Source organism: Ruegeria sp. BC1 (genome assembly GCF_056539305.1).
Genome location: NZ_JBQFUT010000001.1, coordinates 1,065,201 through 1,081,348 on the forward strand (window position 1 = coordinate 1,065,201; position 16,148 = coordinate 1,081,348).

Consider the following 16,148-nt stretch of genomic DNA (forward strand, 5'->3'; position numbering starts at 1 on the left):
CAACTGCTCGAGTGTTGCGTCATTCAGCCCCACGTCCTTGGGGGATAACTTCGTAGCCCGGCTCTTCCGGCTCATCGTCCATCATCTCTGTCGGGAACCCGGGTGCCGTGATGTCCAAACCGGTCGCGTCTTCTAACCTTCTGATAATGTTTGGCGAAAGCTCTCGATCGCCGTAGCGGGCAATGCCGTCATCAAAGATATTGATCATCACCGGATTGATTTCCAAAGGCACTCCGGCTCGATCTGCGACCTCCTGAAACAGGCCAATATCCTTTTTGACAAGATCCATTGTGAACGAGATATCGCGAGACCCATTCAGGATGACCTGGCTTTCCGTTTCGTGCACAAAAGAGGTGCCCGACGAGATTTTGATCGCCTCATAAGTCGTGTTGAGGTCCATCCCTGCAGCTTTTGCCGTCACAAGGGCCTCGGCGCAGGTGATCAAGTTCGCTGTGGCCAGATAATTTGTCAGAACCTTCAGAACAGACGCCGATCCCAGATCACCCGTGTGCAAAACCCGCCGCCCCATGGTGGTCAGAAAGGGCAAGATCCTCTCAAAAGTATCCCGGTCACAGCCCGCAAAGATCGAAATATTACCAGTTGCCGCCCGGTGGCACCCGCCGGACACGGGGCAGTCGACGGCAGCGGCTCCACGTTCGATCACCATCGCGCCCAGGCGTTTGACTTCGGCCTCGTCGGTGGTCGACATCTCCATCCAGATTTTGCCCGGACCAACCTCGGGCAGCATTTCCTTCATCACTGCATCCGAAGCGGCAGGTGACGGAAGGCAGGTGATGACCGCATCGCAATCCCGCATCATCTGTGCCGGGTTTTCAGCGGCTTTCGCGCCTTTGGACACAAAATCAGCCACCAGTTCTGGGTTGAGATCATGGACCGTCAGGTCAATTCCGTTCCGCAAGAGCGAGCCCGACAGCTTGCCGCCCACATTTCCCAGACCGATAAATCCGACTTTCATGATTTCCTCCCGACGGATGCTTTTGGGTCGAGTATCTCTGTTGCCTGATAAAAACTAAAGTGAATAATAATGACATTTATGGTCTAAAATTTTTGGTGGTAAATGGACAGGCTTCCAAATCCTACATGGCTGCGCAGCTTTGAATGTGCGGCGCGGCATCTGAATTTCACGACGACAGCGCGCGAACTTGGCCTTACACAGACAGCGGTGTCGCTGCATATCCGGTCGCTCGAGGCAGAACTGGGGCAAAAGCTGTTCACCCGAAACGCGCGACGTCTGGAACTGACCGAACTGGGGCAATCCTATTCGCTGACAGTTCGGCGTGCTCTTGGCGATATCGCGCTATCTACAAACAGCCTGTTCGGCCCTGCCTCTCGCCAGACGTTGACAATCCGAGCGGCAATTTCAACCGCGACCTATTGGGTCGCAGCAGAACTGCCCGATTTTACTGCCCGCCACCCCGACATTCCGGTTCGGTTGGTCTCACACATCTGGAACGACAATATCGCGCCCAACGAAGTGGACGTGGAAATTCGGCTGGGATATGGCGATTGGCCGGGGGTGCGCTCTGAAAAGCTGACTGAAGAAAAGCTGGTTCCGATCTGCAGGGCAGCAGCCGACCAACCTGAACTGAATGCACTGCGCGCCGGCCCTCTGATCCATATTCTCGGGTACGAGGACAATTGGGAACGCTATTTTCAGGCCAATGCCGTTGCGCCCCCAGGCGCTCTGCACCAGCATTCAGTGGATACGTCGGTGGCTGCATTGCAACTTGTGATGGCGGGCGCGGGGTACGCGACGATATTGGAACGGTTTGCAGAAAACGCGATCCGGCAAGGCGCGCCGATAGCAATTGCGGGTCCGGCGATTCCCTTTGCGCAATCGCACTATCTGATCAGCCCTCAGAGTGGCGCTCATCCGACGGCGGCGGCAGGGTTGTTTTGCTCGTGGTTACGGGATCGGTTGGCTGCGAATGCCGCTGATTGACTTTGGCAAGTCGCTTTTCCGATTTGATAGGTTTCTACCTGCCAGTCATGCTTGACAAGCCCCCCGCCCGTGCCGCATGTCCGCTGAGTTGGTGTCCATCTACGGATGGATGAAAAGGGAATGCGTCAACGGTTTTCCGCCAAACGCAGCCGCCCCCGCGACCGTGACCGGAGAGGGTGCCCAAAGCCACTGGCCTGCCAGGCCGGGAAGGCGGGACACCTGCCAGGGCAGACGCTCTGACAACCGCAAGCCGGGAGACCTGCCAGCAGCCGAAGATGTAACCGGGCGGGGTGTTCCGGTGTCGGGTCCATGTCGCAACACGTGGCCCGCATGAAACCCCGTCCCCCGCGAAGAGGATTTGGGGGGATGAGAGACATGACCGAGACTGCACCAGTCGAGCTGCTGGTCTGCACAACGTGCCGCCGCGGGCTGCCTGTCGAGGATGACGCGCTACGGCCCGGCACATTGCTTCACAAAGCGCTTGAACAGGCGGATCTTCCCGAAGGCATCACCCTGAAGGCCGTGGAGTGTTTGTCGAATTGCGATGAGGGCTGTTCTATCGTGCTGCGTGGTGGGCCGGATCGCTGGACCTTTGTCTATGAACACCTCAACGAAACCGACCATGTTGAAACAATTGTCGAAGGTGCCTCCAAGTATCTGGCCACCGAAGATGGCCTGGTCAAATGGCGCGAACGCCCTGAACATTTCCGCAAGAACTGTGCGGCCCGCATTCCCCCGATTGGAGCCCTGAAATGAGCAACCTCGAAAAACTCCCCGTCACTGTGATCACCGGCTTTCTGGGCTCGGGCAAAACCACACTGGTCAAGCACCTGATGCAAAACCCGCAAGGCAAGCGTCTGGCCGTTGTGGTTAACGAGTTCGGCGATGTGGGTGTCGATGGTGACATCCTGAAGTCCTGCGCCATCCCGGATTGCCCAGCGGAAAACATCATGGAACTGGCCAATGGCTGCATCTGCTGCACCGTCGCCGATGATTTCATCCCGACAATCGAGGCGCTGATGGCGCTAGAACCGCGCCCCGATCACATCCTGATCGAAACCTCGGGTCTGGCTCTGCCGAAACCATTGCTGAAGGCGTTCGACTGGCCGGATATCCGCTCGAAAATCACCGTGGACGGTGTTATCGCTCTGGCCGATGCCGAGGCCGTTGCCGCCGGTCGGTATGCTCCGAATGTCGAGGCGGTGGACGCGCAGCGTTTGGCCGATGACTCGATCGACCACGAAACGCCTCTGTCCGAGGTGTTCGAGGATCAGATCTCGTGCGCTGACATCATCCTGTTGACCAAGCCCGATCTGGCTGGTCCGGAAGGCGTGGCCAAAGCCAAAGAGATTATCGCCGCCGAAGCCCCCCGCCCGCTGCCGGTGGTCGAGGTTGCCGAAGGTGCCGTTGACGTCCGTGTGGTTCTGGGTCTGGAGGCCGCCGCCGAGGATGATATGGAGGCGCGCCCCAGCCATCACGACGGCCACCACGACCACGAGCATGACGATTTCGAAAGCATCATCGTCGAATTGCCGGAACAAACTGACCCAGCCCAGCTAGTCGCCAATATTGAACGTCTGGCGAACGAGCTGAACATCCTGCGCGTCAAAGGTTATGCCGCTGTGCAGGGCAAACCCATGCGTCTGTTGGTGCAGGCTGTAGGTGCGCGTGTCCGTCACCAGTACGACCGCCCATGGGAACCGGGCGAAGAACGCCGCTCGCGTCTGGTGGTCATCGCCGAACATGACGACATCAAAGAGGCAGCAATCCGCGATATCCTCGTGGGTGTGACTGAGGCCGCCGAGTAAGCCATGCACGTCGTCTTCCGCGAAAGCCACGGGCTCGAGGAAACCGAGACCCCAACTGATCTGGGCCAGAGCCCGGCGGATTTGGTGGTGCTGTCCTTTTCGGACAGCGACCTCGGCGCTTTCGCGGCGGGTTGGCATCGCGGTGGCGGTGCCGAAGGGCGCATGCCGACGATGCGGCTAGCCAACCTGACAGCGCTGAAACATCCGCTGTCCGTCGACACCTATGTTGAACAGACCCTTGAAGGGGCGAAGGGCATACTGATCCGCCTGATCGGCGGAGTGCCTTATTGGTCCTACGGGTTGCAACAGGTTCTGGCGCTGGCGCAAGACAAGGGCATTGCTCTAGCTGTCCTGCCTGCCGATGGACGCGAGGACACACGGCTGGACGAGTTTTCCACTTTGCCCGTCTCAACCCTGCGGCGTCTGGCGCATCTCTGCGACACCGGCGGCGAAGTCGCGGCGCAGGCCGCGCTGGCGCAGATGGCGCTGGCGGCTGGGCTTTATGCCGGGCCGGTGATGGGGGCCAAGACAATCCCCGAATGCGGCGTATGGTGCCCGGATCGTGGGGTAATCCCGGTGGAATCAGCCTTCACCGGCGACGCCAAACGCATCCTCTTGACCTTTTACCGCGCCTATCTGACCTCAGCCGACACCGCCCCGGTCGCGGCGCTGATCCGCAGCCTGCGGGCGCGCGGATACGAAGCGGTCGGTTTGTTCGCGCCTTCGCTAAAAGCCCCCTCTGCCGCTGATTGGCTACGAGAACAGGTCGTGGCACTGACGCCATCTGCGATCGTCAACGCCACTTCGTTTTCGGGCAAGGGTGCAACGGGCACCTCACCGCTGGACGCCGCCAATGTGCCAGTATTTCAGGTCGCGCTGTCCACGGCACGCCGCAAGGCCTGGGCCGAGGCGGAACGGGGTTTGTCCCCCGCCGACCTTGCCATGCATGTGGTGCTGCCCGAGGTGGACGGACGGATTTCCGCAGGCATCGCCTCGTTCAAGGAACCAGGCAAGCGCGATCCGCATCTGGAATACTCCCGCTTTGCCCACCGGGCTGAACCTGAACGGATCGAGGCGATCATCGACCGGGTGACCGGCTGGCTGAACCTACACGACAAGCCCAAGGCGGATCAGGTGCCCGCACTGGTGCTGTCCACCTATCCCGGCAAAGATTGGCAGATGGCCCATGCGGTGGGTCTCGACGCGCTTGCATCGACCGAAGCAATCCTGTCCGATCTGCAAGACAAAGGCTATGACACTGCACCCGCCGAACCTCTTGCCGACACGATGCTGGACTCCCGGATATCGTGGTCGCTAGAGGATTATCTGGTCGCACTGGCAGATATTCCGATTCAGTTGCGCGCGGACCTGGAGACCGTTTGGGGACAACCTCAGAACGACCCGTCCTTCTTCGATGGCGCGTTCCATTTCACAGCCCTGCGCCGCGGTAAGGCACTGATCGCCCTGCAGCCCGAACGCGGAACATCCGAGTTGCGCGAGGACGATTATCACGACCTGTCGCGCACGCCGCGCCACAGCTATGTCGCGTTTTACCTGTGGTTGCGCAAAAGCCTTGGAGCCGACGCCCTGATCCATATTGGCGCGCATGGCACGCTGGAATGGCTGCCCGGCAAATCCGTCGCCCTGTCCGCTGATTGCTGGCCCGAGGCGCTGATCCGCGATCTGCCTGTGATCTACCCGTTCATCGTCAATGACCCCGGCGAGGCCGCACAGGCCAAGCGCCGGATCGGAGCGGTCACACTGGGCCACATCCCACCCCCGATGAAGCAAAGCAGCACGCCGGACCGGATGGTGCGGCTGGAATCGCTGCTGGACGAGTTCTCGAACGCGGACGGGCTTGACCCCAAGCGCCGGGATCGATTGCAAGAGGATATCCGGAATGAGGCACAGGCCATCGGGCTGGAAAGCGATCTGGGTCTGGATCAAGCCACCTGCACCGCCGAAGCGATCACACGCATCGACCGTTTTGTCTGCGACATCAAGGAAAGCCAGTTCGGCGACGGGCTGCATATCTTTGGCCGTGTGCCAGAAGTAACCGGCAACTTTGACCCGATACCCTCTGCCCATGCTGAACGCAGGGCTCTGATCGACGCCCTGGCGGGGAAAAGGATCGAGGCTGGGCCGTCAGGTTCGCCGTATCGTGGGCGCTCGGACGTGCTACCTACCGGGCGCAACCTCTATACAACCGACCCACGTTCGGTCCCGACCCGCGCTGCTTATACTCAGGGTGTGAAACTGGCCGAAGAACTGGTTCGACGACACCTGCAAGAGGAAGGCGACTACCCCAAAGGACTGATCGTCGATCTGTGGGGCTCAGCCACCATGCGCACGGCGGGCGAGGAATTCGCCATGGCATTGCACCTGCTGGGGGTCAAACCGCTCTGGGACAAGGGTTCGGAGCGGGTAGCGGGAATCGAAGTACTGCCGATCACCGATCTCAGCCGCCCGCGACTGGACGTGACCCTGCGGGTCTCGGGTCTGTTCCGGGATGTATTTCCAACGCTTTCGGCGCTGTTTGGTCAGGCGATCCGAGTCCTTTGCGCACGGGATGAGGCTCCGGACTGGAACCCCTACGCCGGTCAGGAGCCCGCCGCTCGGGTTTATGGCCCCGCCCCCGGCAGCTATGGGTTGAACATGACCCATCTGTCCGAGACCTATACGGATGACGCCCGCACGCAAGCGGGCCAAGCGTGGTTAGATGCCAGCTCGTTCGCTCTGGACGGTGAGCAGATCGCACAGGACGCTGAAGGGATCAGCCAGCGCGTCGCTGGAGCCGATAGCTTTGTCCACCTTCAGGACCTGACCGAAACCGATCTTTTGCTGGCCAATGATTACGCCACGCACGAGGCCGGATTTGCCGCCGCCAAAAAAATCACCGGCGGCAGCGCGCAGCTGTACCACATGGACAATACCAACCCGGACACCCCTCGCGCACGCACCCTGTCCGAAGAAATCAGCCGAGTCGTCCACGCCCGTGCCGCCAATCCCGGCTGGATCGGGGGGATGCAGCGTCACGGTTTCAGAGGCGCTGCCGAGATTGCAGCAACGCTGGATCACATGGCCTCGTTCGCGCATCTGTCCGGCACTGTCGCCCCACATCTTTTCGACCTTTACCACGATGCCACGCTGGGCGATCCGCAAGTCGATGCCTTCCTGCAAGAGACCAACCCGCAGGCGCATCGGGCCATGCAGGACCGATTCCGTGCTTTGCTTGAGGCCGGGCTGTGGAACACGCGAAGAAACTCGATCCGGGCCGATCTGGAGGGGTTGGGATGAGCGCCCCGGTTGTGCAAGGCTGGTGCCCCGGCGCACATCATCCGATGATGTCCGGTGACGGGCTGGTGGTGCGGGTGCGCCCCCGACTGGCACGGTTGGACGCTTGGCAAGCATTGGGCCTGTGCGAACTGGCGGATCGTTTCGGCAACGGCACCATCGACCTGACCAATCGCGCCAACCTGCAACTACGTGGGGTGAACGAGGACGATCATCAGTCGCTGCTGCAGGAACTGGCCGCGCTAGACCTGCTGGATGCCGAACCTGGTATCGAAGTGAGGCGCAATATTTTGGTTTCACCACTCTATCAGGCAGGCGATTTGACTGCGCGTCTGGCTCAGGAGTTGATTGATCGTCTGGCTGAATTACCCGCCCTGCCTGCCAAATTCGGGTTCGCCATCGACACCGGAGCCGAGCGTCTGCTTGCTGGGGATTCCGCCGATATTCGGCTTGAAACCGACCATGACGGCCTGATCTTGCGTGCCGATGGGGCCAAGACCGGGTGCCGCGTGACCGAGGCCGAGGCCATCGACCAACTGATCAAACTGGCGCATTGGTTTGCCGAGAGGCACACCCACGACGCCCGCCGCATGGCGCGCGTGATTGCGTCGATGGACTTACCGCAGTGCTGGCAAGGCTCGGCGCCGTGTCCGGTTGGTGTACCGCTTCAGCCCGGCACATGTGATCTGGGGACGCTCTACGGAGCAGCCTTTGGGCAATTGCCTGCACCTAAGCTTCACAAGCTGATTAGGGACTCTGGTGCCACTGCTCTGCGCGTCACCCCGTGGCGGGTGATCCTGCTGGAAGGCGGGGCGGCGCTCGATACGGATGATTTTGTCACCGATGGCACCGATCCGCTAATGACCACCGACGCCTGCCCCGGCGCCCCGTTCTGCCCGCAGGCGCATATTGCAACCCGTATCACAGCCCAGGCACTGGCCCCTCTCGTGCCGGGCAGTCTGCATGTATCGGGCTGCGCCAAGGGATGCGCCCGTATGGGTGCTGCCGACGTCACATTGGTTGGCAACAACGGACGATTTGATCTTGTCAAACAAGGCCGCGCGGGGGATGAGCCAAGCCTGCGCGGGCTGACACCCGAAACACTCATGACGATGGACTTCACCTGATGCCCTATGAATACGAAACCGACGGCGCGGCAATCTACAAACAAAGCTTTGCCACCATCCGGTCCGAGGCCGATCTGGCCCGGTTCGATGCCGACGAAGAACAGGTCGCTGTCCGCATGATCCACGCTGCAGGCATGGTTGGGCTGGAAGAGTTTGTGCATTTCTCGGACGGGTTTGTCCCCGCTGCCCGAACCGCGCTTGAGAACGGTGCACCTATCCTGTGCGACGCGCGCATGGTCAGCGAAGGAGTGACCCGGTTCCGTCTGCCCGCCGACAATGAGGTGATCTGCACCCTGCATGACGATCGTGTACGCCCTCTGGCCGCTGAGATGAGCAATACCCGCTCGGCCGCAGCGCTGGAACTTTGGCGTCCGCACCTGGAGGGCGCTGTGGTCGCTATTGGCAATGCCCCCACCGCCCTTTTCCACCTGCTGAACATGCTGGAAGACCCCAGCTGCCCGCGCCCCGCGGCCATCATCGGCTGCCCGGTGGGCTTCGTCGGCGCAGTCGAATCCAAGGACGCCCTGTGGGAGGCGCAGCCTGTGCCGTCCTGCATCGTCAAAGGCCGTCTGGGCGGGAGCGCCATCACTGTCGCCGCCATCAACGCCATCGCGAGCCGTGCCGAATGAGCGCGGGTAAGATATACGGCGTGGGCCTGGGCCCGGGCGATCCCGACCTGATGAGTGTCCGGGCTGACCGCTTGCTACGCAACGCGCGCCACGTCGCTTTCTTCCGTAAACCGGGCCGCAGCGGTCAGGCACGAAAAATCGTCAATGGCATGATCCCCGGTGACGCCGTCGAATTTCCGATGGAATACCCGGTCACCACTGAAATCCCCTTGACCGATCCGCGCTATAACGAGCTGCTGTCAGCGTTCTATAAGGACTGCGCCGCCCATCTGAAAGCGTTGTCAGATCAGGGCGAAGATGTCGTGGTCCTGTGTGAGGGTGACCCGTTCTTTTATGGATCATTCATGCATCTTTACAGCCGCTTGCGGGATGAAACTGACGTCGAAGTTGTCCCCGCCATTACCGGCATGTCCGGAGCCTGGACCGCCACCGGAAACCCGATCACCTGGGGCGATGATGTGCTGACCGTTCTGGTCGGAACCTTGCCCGAAGAAACGCTGGCCGAACGCATGGCGCAAACAGACGCGCTGGTAGTGATGAAGATCGGTCGCAATATCGACAAGGTAAAGCGCGCATTGAAGACCGCTGGATTGTATGACCGCGCGTGGATTGTTGAATTTGCCCAAATGCCCAACCAGACAGTGACGAAACTGTCCGAAGCGTGCGAAAAGGTCACCCCCTATTTCTCAATTATCATTGTGCATGGTCAGGGGCGGCGACCATGAGCGGTTGGGTCAAGATTGCGGGCCTTGGCCCCGGCAACGAAGATCTGGTGACGCCCGAAGTTTCTGCCGCTCTGGCCGAAGCCACCGATATCGTGGGTTATATTCCTTATGTCGCGCGTGTGGCAGAACGCCCCGGCCTGACCCTGCATGCCAGCGACAACCGGGTCGAAATCGATAGGTCCCAACACGCATTGCAGATGGCGGCTGAGGGTAAGCGCGTGGTCGTGGTCTCCTCAGGCGATCCCGGTGTGTTCGCGATGGCGGCAGCGGTGTTCGAGGCGTTGGAAAACGGCCCTGCCGAATGGCGGAACATTCCCATCGACGTGATGCCCGGGATCACTGCAATGCTGGCCGCGTCGGCCCGGGCTGGTGCGCCGCTGGGGCATGATTTCTGTGCTATCAACCTGAGCGACAACCTCAAACCCTGGTCGCTGATCGAAAAGCGCCTGCGTCTGGCAGCACAGGGTGACTTTGCGATGGCGTTCTATAATCCGCGCTCCAAGTCTCGTCCGGAAGGCTTTGTAAAGACACTGGAAATTCTGCGAGAGGAATGCGAACCTGAACGCCTGATCCTGTTCGCTCGCGCGGTCTCGCGCGCGGATGAGGCGATCCGTATTTCGACACTGGCCGAGGCGACGCCCGAGATGGCGGATATGCAGACTATTGTGATCGTGGGGTCATCCCTGACCCGCGTGATCCCACGCGACGGTGCCCCGATAGTTTACACCCCGAGGTTCACGCCGGAATGAGCCAGCCAGTCCAGAACCTGTGTCACGCTCGACAGTTCAACCCGCTTCGGCAGGGTCGGACGGTCGATCATGAGCACCGGCAAGCCCAGTGCTCGCGCGGCGTCCAGCTTGGCGCGGGCTCCGGTGCCGCCTGCGTTCTTGGACACGACCAGCTCCGTACCGTGTTGCTGCATAAGGGCAATGTCTTCGGCTTCGGCGAATGGCCCGCGCGACACGACAACATCGCAATTCGGCAGCGGCAAAGCGTCAGGTTCGTCTACCAACCGCAGCATGTAGTGGTGTTGAGGCTGGGCGGCAAAATCCTCAAGATGCATGCGTCCCACGGCCAGAAAGACACGCCGGGCCGGGCCGGACAAAGCCGCCACTGCGCCAGCGATATCGGGCACATGTTGCCATCGGTCGCCGTCCTGCACCTGCCACGCCGGTCGAGTCAGCGCGGCCAGCGGCACACCCACGTCTCGGCAGGCGGTAACAGCATTGCGGCTCATCTGCGCGGCAAAGGGATGGGTGGCGTCAATCACATGGGTAATTGCGTGATCACGCAGATATTGCAAAAGTCCATCCGCGCCGCCAAAGCCTCCGGTACGCACCGGCAAGGGTTGCGGCCGCGGTTTATCCACCCGTCCGGCGTAGGAATAGGTCGCCGGGATGCCCAGCTCGGCCACAGATTTGGCCAGTGCGTTGGCCTCGGTCGTGCCGCCAAGGATCAGGAGGTTGGACATGAATGAAGCTCCGTGGCTGACCGTTCTGGGCTTGGGCGAAGATGGACTGGATGGCCTGTCCCCCGCAAGCCGTCAAGTGCTGGAACTCGCCGATATCATCATGGGTCCACCACGCCACCTGTCGTTGGTCCCCGAGACCGGAGCCCAGCGCGTGGAATGGCCCGTCCCTTTCGTCGACGGCCTGCCCATTTTGACTGGGTTTCGGGGGCAACGGACCGTCGTTCTGGCCTCGGGCGATCCGTTCTGGTTCGGCGCGGGTTCGGTCATCGCGCGTAACTTCGATGTCGGGGAATGGTCTGCCGTGCCCGGTCAATCGACGTTTTCGCTGGCGGCTGCGCGACTGGGCTGGCCGCTGGAAGGTACTCAGACCTTCGGCCTGCATGCCGCGCCGCTGACCCGTCTGCGCCCGTATCTGTCGCCCGGCCTACGCGCCATTTTGCTGTTGCGCAACGGTGCGGCGGTGGCCGAGTTGGCCTCCTACCTGACTGAAACCGGCTTTGAGGACACACAGCTACACGTGATGGAGGCGCTCGGCGGCCCGCGTGAACGGTCACGCAGCGTGTCATTGACCGAGGCTCTGCTGGGCTCGTTCGACCACCCTGTCTGCGTCGGGCTTGAGGTCGCGGGGGCCGGTCGTGCCTTTCCCAAAGCTTCGGGCAAACCGGATGAGATTTTCGAGACCGACGGTCAGATTACCAAACGACCGATCCGCGCGCTGACCCTGTCGGCTCTGGCCCCGCAGCGGGGTGAGCATTTGTGGGATGTCGGCGGCGGCACTGGTTCGATCAGTATCGAGTGGCTGATGTGCGATCCGACCCTGACGGCCACAACGATCGAACCTCGCGCCGACCGCGCCGAGCGTATTCGCCGCAACGCCGATGCGCTGGGTCAGGACCGGCTGAACGTGATCCACGGCACCGCACCCGATGTGTTGTCTGGCCTGCCTTTGCCCGATGTCGTTTTCATCGGCGGCGGGTTGAGCGCCGACCTGTTGGCATGGCTGCGCGACGCCCTGCCTTCGGGTACGCGGCTGGTCGCGAATGCAGTGACGTTGGAAAGCGAGGCGTTGCTGGCCCAGTGGCACGGGAAACTGGGTGGAGACCTGCTGCGTATCGAGCTGGCGCACTCGGCCCCTCTAGGGCCGCGCCGGGGTTGGAAATCTGTCTACCCGGTAGTGCAATGGAGCGTGACCCTATGATCGTTGCTGGGCTGGGTTTTTCTTCTACGGCCACGTTGGAAAGCTTGCGCGCCGCCTTTGATCGGGGCAGCGCAGGGCACAACGTGGACGCACTGGCCACAGCGGCCGACAAGGAAGGCCACGCCGCGCTTGCTGAATTCGCTGCAGCCGCCCGCCTGCCCTTGTATTTCGTCGCGCCCGCCGACCTGGCCGGGCAGCGCACCCTCACCTGCTCAGCCCGCAGCCGCGCCACCTATGGCACCGGCAGCGTGGCCGAAGCATCTGCCCTTGCCGCTGCCGGACCCGGTGCGCGGTTGACCTCACCCAGACATATCTCGGACGACCGGCTTGCCACCTGCGCCGTCGCCATCGGAGGACAAACATGACCGTTCATTTCATCGGCGCCGGACCAGGCGCCGCCGACCTGCTGACCCTGCGCGGACGTGATATCATCGCCTCATGCCCCGTGTGCCTGTATGCGGGTTCGCTGGTGCCAGAAGAGATTCTGGGTCACTGCCCCGAAGGTGCAAAGGTTATCAACACTGCACCGATGGACTTGGATCAGATCATGGCCGAGATCGAGACCGCGCATCAGGCCGGTCAGGACGTGGCGCGGCTACATTCCGGTGACCTGTCGGTCTGGTCCGCAATGGGCGAGCAGATCCGTCGCCTGAAACAGATGGGTATCCCGGTCAGCGTGACCCCAGGCGTGCCCTCGTTTGCTGCAGCGGCGGCGGCATTGGGCGCCGAACTGACCCTGCCCGGACTGGCGCAATCGGTGGTCCTGACCCGGACACCGGGCCGCGCGTCTTCAATGCCCGAGGGCGAAACGCTGGAAAACTTTGCCCGTACAGGCGCGACACTGGCCGTCCACCTGTCGATCGGCAATCTCGACAAGGTAATCGCAGATTTGATACCGGCCTACGGTGCCGGCTGCCCGGTGGCCGTCGTGTACCGCGCCAGTTGGCCAGACGAGCGGATTATCCGCGCTACGCTGGACACTCTGAAAGAGGCGCTGGACCAGAGCATCTCGCGCACCGCCCTGATCATGGTGGGGCCAGCGCTGGCAGGCGAAGGTTTTGACGAAAGCTGTCTGTATTCAAAGGATTATGACCGCCGCTATCGCCCGCAAAGCGCTGACAGCCCGTGGTCGAGCTGGAGCCACGGTGATGACTAACCCCCCCGGCCTTTTGATTTCCGCCCCATCCTCGGGCACGGGAAAGACCACCGTGATGCTGGGCCTGCTGCGGGCTTTGGCCGAGGACGGATTGACCGTTCAACCGTTCAAAAGCGGGCCGGACTATATTGACCCGGCCTTTCACCGGGCGGCTGCGGGGCGGGCCTCGTTCAATCTGGACAGCTGGGCGATGAATGACGGCCTGCTGAACGCAATCTCGGCCCAGGCCGAAGGTGCGGAAATCGTGGTGGCCGAGGGCTCAATGGGGCTGTTCGACGGTGTCGCGAAGCCCGGAGAGCTAGGTCATGGGTCCAGCGCCGAAACAGCGCAGCGTATGGGCTGGCCTGTGGTGCTTGTTCTGGATGTTGGTGGTCAGGCGCAATCGGCGGCGGCCACGGCGCTGGGGTTTCGTATGTACAACCCCGACCTGCCCTTTGCCGGTGTGATCCTGAACCGCTGCGCCAGCCCCCGGCATGAGCGCCTGACGCGGTTGGGGATGGAGCGCGCGGGCCTGCCGGTACTTGGTGTCCTGCCGCGCCGTGGTGATCTGACCCTGCCCGAGCGGCATCTGGGGCTGATTCAGGCAGTGGAACATCCCGATCTGGAATGCGCCATCGCCGGATATGCCGCGTTTCTGCGTGAACATGTGGATCTCGAGGCGATCAAGCGGGCGGCTTCCTCGGGGCCCAATGGGCCATCGTCAGCCGCGCTGCCGCGCCCACCGGCACAACGGATCGCCTTGGCCCGAGATGCGGCTTTTTCCTTTACCTACCCGCATTTGCTGGAAGGTTGGCGCGCCGCCGGAGCCGAGGTAGTGCCGTTTTCCCCGCTCGCCAACGAGGCACCGGCAGAGGAAGCCGATCTGGTGTGGCTGCCCGGCGGGTACCCCGAGTTGCATGCGGGCACACTGGCCGCGGCAGACCAGTTTCTGACCGGACTGCGGCGGCATGCCGAGACAAAGCCCGTGCATGGCGAGTGTGGTGGCTACATGGCTTTGGGCGAAGGACTGGTCGACAAGGACGGCAACCGGCACAGGATGGCCGGATTGCTAGGTCTCGTGACATCCTATGAAAAGCGCAAGTTCAACCTAGGCTATCGTCGGGCTGAGTTGCTGGAACCGATGCCCGGGCTGGCCGCTGGAACGGCACTTCGGGGGCACGAGTTCCATTATTCCTCAATCGTCGAACAACCCGACGCACCTTTGGCACGAGTCTTTGACGCAGAAGGGGCCGAAGGGCCGCAGACCGGTTCGGTACGCGGCAACGTCACCGGAACATTCTTTCATTTGATCGCGGAGGCCTCGGTTTGAGCGGGTTTGTTTCATTCATCGGGTCCGGACCGGGTGATCCGGAGCTGCTGACGCTCAAGGCCGTGGACCGGATGCAGAAGGCTGATGCGGTGCTGTTCGATGACCTCAGCAGCGGACCCATTCTGAGCCACGCGCGTGAGGAGGCCGATTTGGTCGGCGTTGGAAAGCGGGCCGGACGTCCGTCGCCGAAACAGGATCACGTGAGCCGTCTGCTGGTGGATTACGCCAATACCGGTGCCCGCGTGGTACGGCTGAAGTCGGGCGATGGTGGGTTGTTCGGGCGACTTGAGGAAGAACTGGTGGCCTTGCGTGAAGCCGGTATTGAATACGAGATCATCCCCGGCATCCCCTCGGCAGTTGCAGCGGCGGCGGCGGCGGGCATCCCGCTGACCCGGCGCCTGACCGCGCGGCGGGTGCAATTCGTCACCGGCCATGATGTCAGCGGCAAGCTGCCCGAGGATTTGAACCTGCCTGCTCTGGCCGACCCGGACGCGACAACCGTAGTCTTCATGGGTAAGCGGACCTTCCCCCTGCTGGTCAATGCGCTGCACGATCACGGGCTACCATTGGAGACACCTGCGCTGATGGCCGAGTCGGTCTCGACCCCCGATCAGAATCTCTTCCGAGCGACAATTGGTGTGCTGTCGGACAAACTTGCGGCAGAAATCGGAACGGCTCCGGCGTTGATTTTGTATGGCCCGCTGGCAGAGTTCGACGATGTTTGACCTGACATTGATCGGTATCGGTACTGGTAACCCAGACCATGTGACATTTCAGGGCGCGAAGGCTATTCAATCTGCAGACCTGATTCTGGTCCCCCGGAAGGGTGAGAACAAGGCTGACCTTGCAGGTTTGCGCGAAGATATCATCGCACAGGTGACAGACACACAACCTCAGATCGCCTATTTTGACATCCCCAAGCGTCGTGCCGATGATGGATACCTGCGCGGCGTGGACGAATGGCACGACGCCATTGCCCTGCGCTGGCACGAGGCAATCTCGGCCCATCCGAACGCGCGCCATGTGGCTTTGCTGATCTGGGGTGACCCGTCGCTTTATGACAGTTCTCTGAGAATTGCGTCGCGGCTGAACCCACAGCCTAACACGCGGGTGATTCCCGGCATCACCGCTCTGCAAGCACTGACGGCGGCCCATGCGATCCCGATCAACGAGCTCGGCGCACCTTATGTTGTTACCACCGGACGACGCATTCGGGATGAAGGGTGGCCTGCAAACGCCTCGAAAGTCGCGGTAATGCTAGACGGAGAATGTTCATTCCAATCCCTCGATGTGGACGACTATGACATTTGGTGGGGCGCTTACGTGGGCATGAAAGAGGAAATCCTGATCAAAGGTCCTTTGGCGGATGTGGCGTCTGAGATTCTGTCCACCCGGGCCACAGCGCGCGCCGATCATGGCTGGATCATGGATGTCTATTTGCTGAAAAAGCGTGTGATCTGACATAAAA

General features: G+C 61.6%; 16 protein-coding genes and 1 riboswitch. Of the genes, 14 read left to right on the forward strand and 2 right to left on the reverse strand.

The genetic code is table 11. The features are described from left to right. Positions 1-19 precede the first annotated feature (19 nt). Positions 20-976 carry an NAD(P)-dependent oxidoreductase gene (locus ACR0IY_RS05350; RefSeq protein WP_480670957.1) on the reverse strand — a complete coding sequence of 319 codons (957 nt, stop codon included), beginning with the start codon at positions 974-976 and terminating at the stop codon, positions 20-22. A 102-nt stretch (positions 977-1,078) separates the two neighbouring features. On the opposite strand from ACR0IY_RS05350, the gene ACR0IY_RS05355 reads away from it, so the two are divergent. The 8 genes from ACR0IY_RS05355 (at position 1,079) to cobJ (ending at position 10,295) form a co-directional block, all read left to right on the forward strand. Then, positions 1,079-1,963 (forward strand): LysR substrate-binding domain-containing protein, encoded by an 885-nt coding sequence (locus ACR0IY_RS05355; protein WP_480670959.1) that lies wholly within the window; start codon positions 1,079-1,081, stop codon positions 1,961-1,963. A gap of 70 nt (positions 1,964-2,033) precedes the next feature. Continuing rightward, positions 2,034-2,244, forward strand: a riboswitch (cobalamin riboswitch). 94 nt (positions 2,245-2,338) lie between these two features. Then, a complete protein-coding gene (locus tag ACR0IY_RS05360) occupies positions 2,339-2,719 on the forward strand; it encodes a DUF1636 family protein (RefSeq protein WP_480670961.1) in 381 nt (126 codons plus the stop codon). Further along, on the forward strand, positions 2,716-3,771 hold the full coding sequence (gene cobW / locus ACR0IY_RS05365; protein ID WP_480670963.1) for a cobalamin biosynthesis protein CobW: 1,056 nt from the start codon (positions 2,716-2,718) through the stop codon (positions 3,769-3,771). Before ACR0IY_RS05360 ends, cobW begins: the two co-directional genes overlap by 4 nt. 3 nt (positions 3,772-3,774) lie before the next feature. Continuing rightward, the gene (gene cobN / locus ACR0IY_RS05370) at positions 3,775-7,068 is read left to right on the forward strand and encodes a cobaltochelatase subunit CobN (RefSeq protein WP_480670965.1); all 3,294 of its coding nucleotides are present in this window, start codon (positions 3,775-3,777) and stop codon (positions 7,066-7,068) included. Further along, the gene (gene cobG / locus ACR0IY_RS05375) at positions 7,065-8,192 is read left to right on the forward strand and encodes a precorrin-3B synthase (RefSeq protein WP_480670967.1); all 1,128 of its coding nucleotides are present in this window, start codon (positions 7,065-7,067) and stop codon (positions 8,190-8,192) included. Before cobN ends, cobG begins: the two co-directional genes overlap by 4 nt. Continuing rightward, positions 8,192-8,821, forward strand: coding sequence for a precorrin-8X methylmutase (locus tag ACR0IY_RS05380; RefSeq protein ID WP_480670969.1), 630 nt, complete (start codon positions 8,192-8,194; stop codon positions 8,819-8,821). Before cobG ends, ACR0IY_RS05380 begins: the two co-directional genes overlap by 1 nt. Next, positions 8,818-9,546: a precorrin-2 C(20)-methyltransferase gene (locus ACR0IY_RS05385; protein WP_480670971.1), complete on the forward strand. Its 729-nt coding sequence runs from the start codon at positions 8,818-8,820 to the stop codon at positions 9,544-9,546. Before ACR0IY_RS05380 ends, ACR0IY_RS05385 begins: the two co-directional genes overlap by 4 nt. Beyond that, positions 9,543-10,295, forward strand: coding sequence for a precorrin-3B C(17)-methyltransferase (cobJ, locus tag ACR0IY_RS05390; protein WP_480670973.1), 753 nt, complete (start codon positions 9,543-9,545; stop codon positions 10,293-10,295). The genes ACR0IY_RS05385 and cobJ overlap by 4 nt, the downstream gene beginning before the upstream one ends. On the opposite strand, the gene ACR0IY_RS05395 is transcribed toward cobJ, so the two are convergent. Next, on the reverse strand, positions 10,268-11,017 hold the full coding sequence (locus ACR0IY_RS05395) for a cobalt-precorrin-6A reductase (protein WP_480670975.1): 750 nt from the start codon (positions 11,015-11,017) through the stop codon (positions 10,268-10,270). The two genes, cobJ and ACR0IY_RS05395, sit on opposite strands and share 28 nt — an antisense overlap. Between ACR0IY_RS05395 and cbiE the strand changes: the two genes are divergently transcribed. Genes cbiE through cobF form a run of 6 tightly spaced genes read left to right on the forward strand, consistent with a single transcriptional unit; the run spans position 11,016 to position 16,141 of the window. Continuing rightward, entirely contained in the window at positions 11,016-12,215 is a 1,200-nt protein-coding gene (cbiE, locus tag ACR0IY_RS05400; RefSeq protein WP_480670977.1) for a precorrin-6y C5,15-methyltransferase (decarboxylating) subunit CbiE, read from the forward strand. The genes ACR0IY_RS05395 and cbiE overlap by 2 nt on opposite strands. Next, a complete protein-coding gene (locus ACR0IY_RS05405; protein ID WP_480671153.1) occupies positions 12,212-12,580 on the forward strand; it encodes a cobalamin biosynthesis protein in 369 nt (122 codons plus the stop codon). The genes cbiE and ACR0IY_RS05405 overlap by 4 nt, the downstream gene beginning before the upstream one ends. Further along, entirely contained in the window at positions 12,577-13,371 is a 795-nt protein-coding gene (cobM, locus tag ACR0IY_RS05410) for a precorrin-4 C(11)-methyltransferase (RefSeq protein ID WP_480670978.1), read from the forward strand. The genes ACR0IY_RS05405 and cobM overlap by 4 nt, the downstream gene beginning before the upstream one ends. Next, entirely contained in the window at positions 13,364-14,680 is a 1,317-nt protein-coding gene (locus tag ACR0IY_RS05415) for a cobyrinic acid a,c-diamide synthase CobB (protein WP_480670980.1), read from the forward strand. The genes cobM and ACR0IY_RS05415 overlap by 8 nt, the downstream gene beginning before the upstream one ends. Beyond that, positions 14,677-15,405: a uroporphyrinogen-III C-methyltransferase gene (gene cobA, locus ACR0IY_RS05420; RefSeq protein ID WP_480670982.1), complete on the forward strand. Its 729-nt coding sequence runs from the start codon at positions 14,677-14,679 to the stop codon at positions 15,403-15,405. Before ACR0IY_RS05415 ends, cobA begins: the two co-directional genes overlap by 4 nt. Beyond that, on the forward strand, positions 15,398-16,141 hold the full coding sequence (gene cobF / locus ACR0IY_RS05425; protein WP_480670984.1) for a precorrin-6A synthase (deacetylating): 744 nt from the start codon (positions 15,398-15,400) through the stop codon (positions 16,139-16,141). Before cobA ends, cobF begins: the two co-directional genes overlap by 8 nt. The last annotated feature ends 7 nt before the right edge of the window (positions 16,142-16,148 follow it).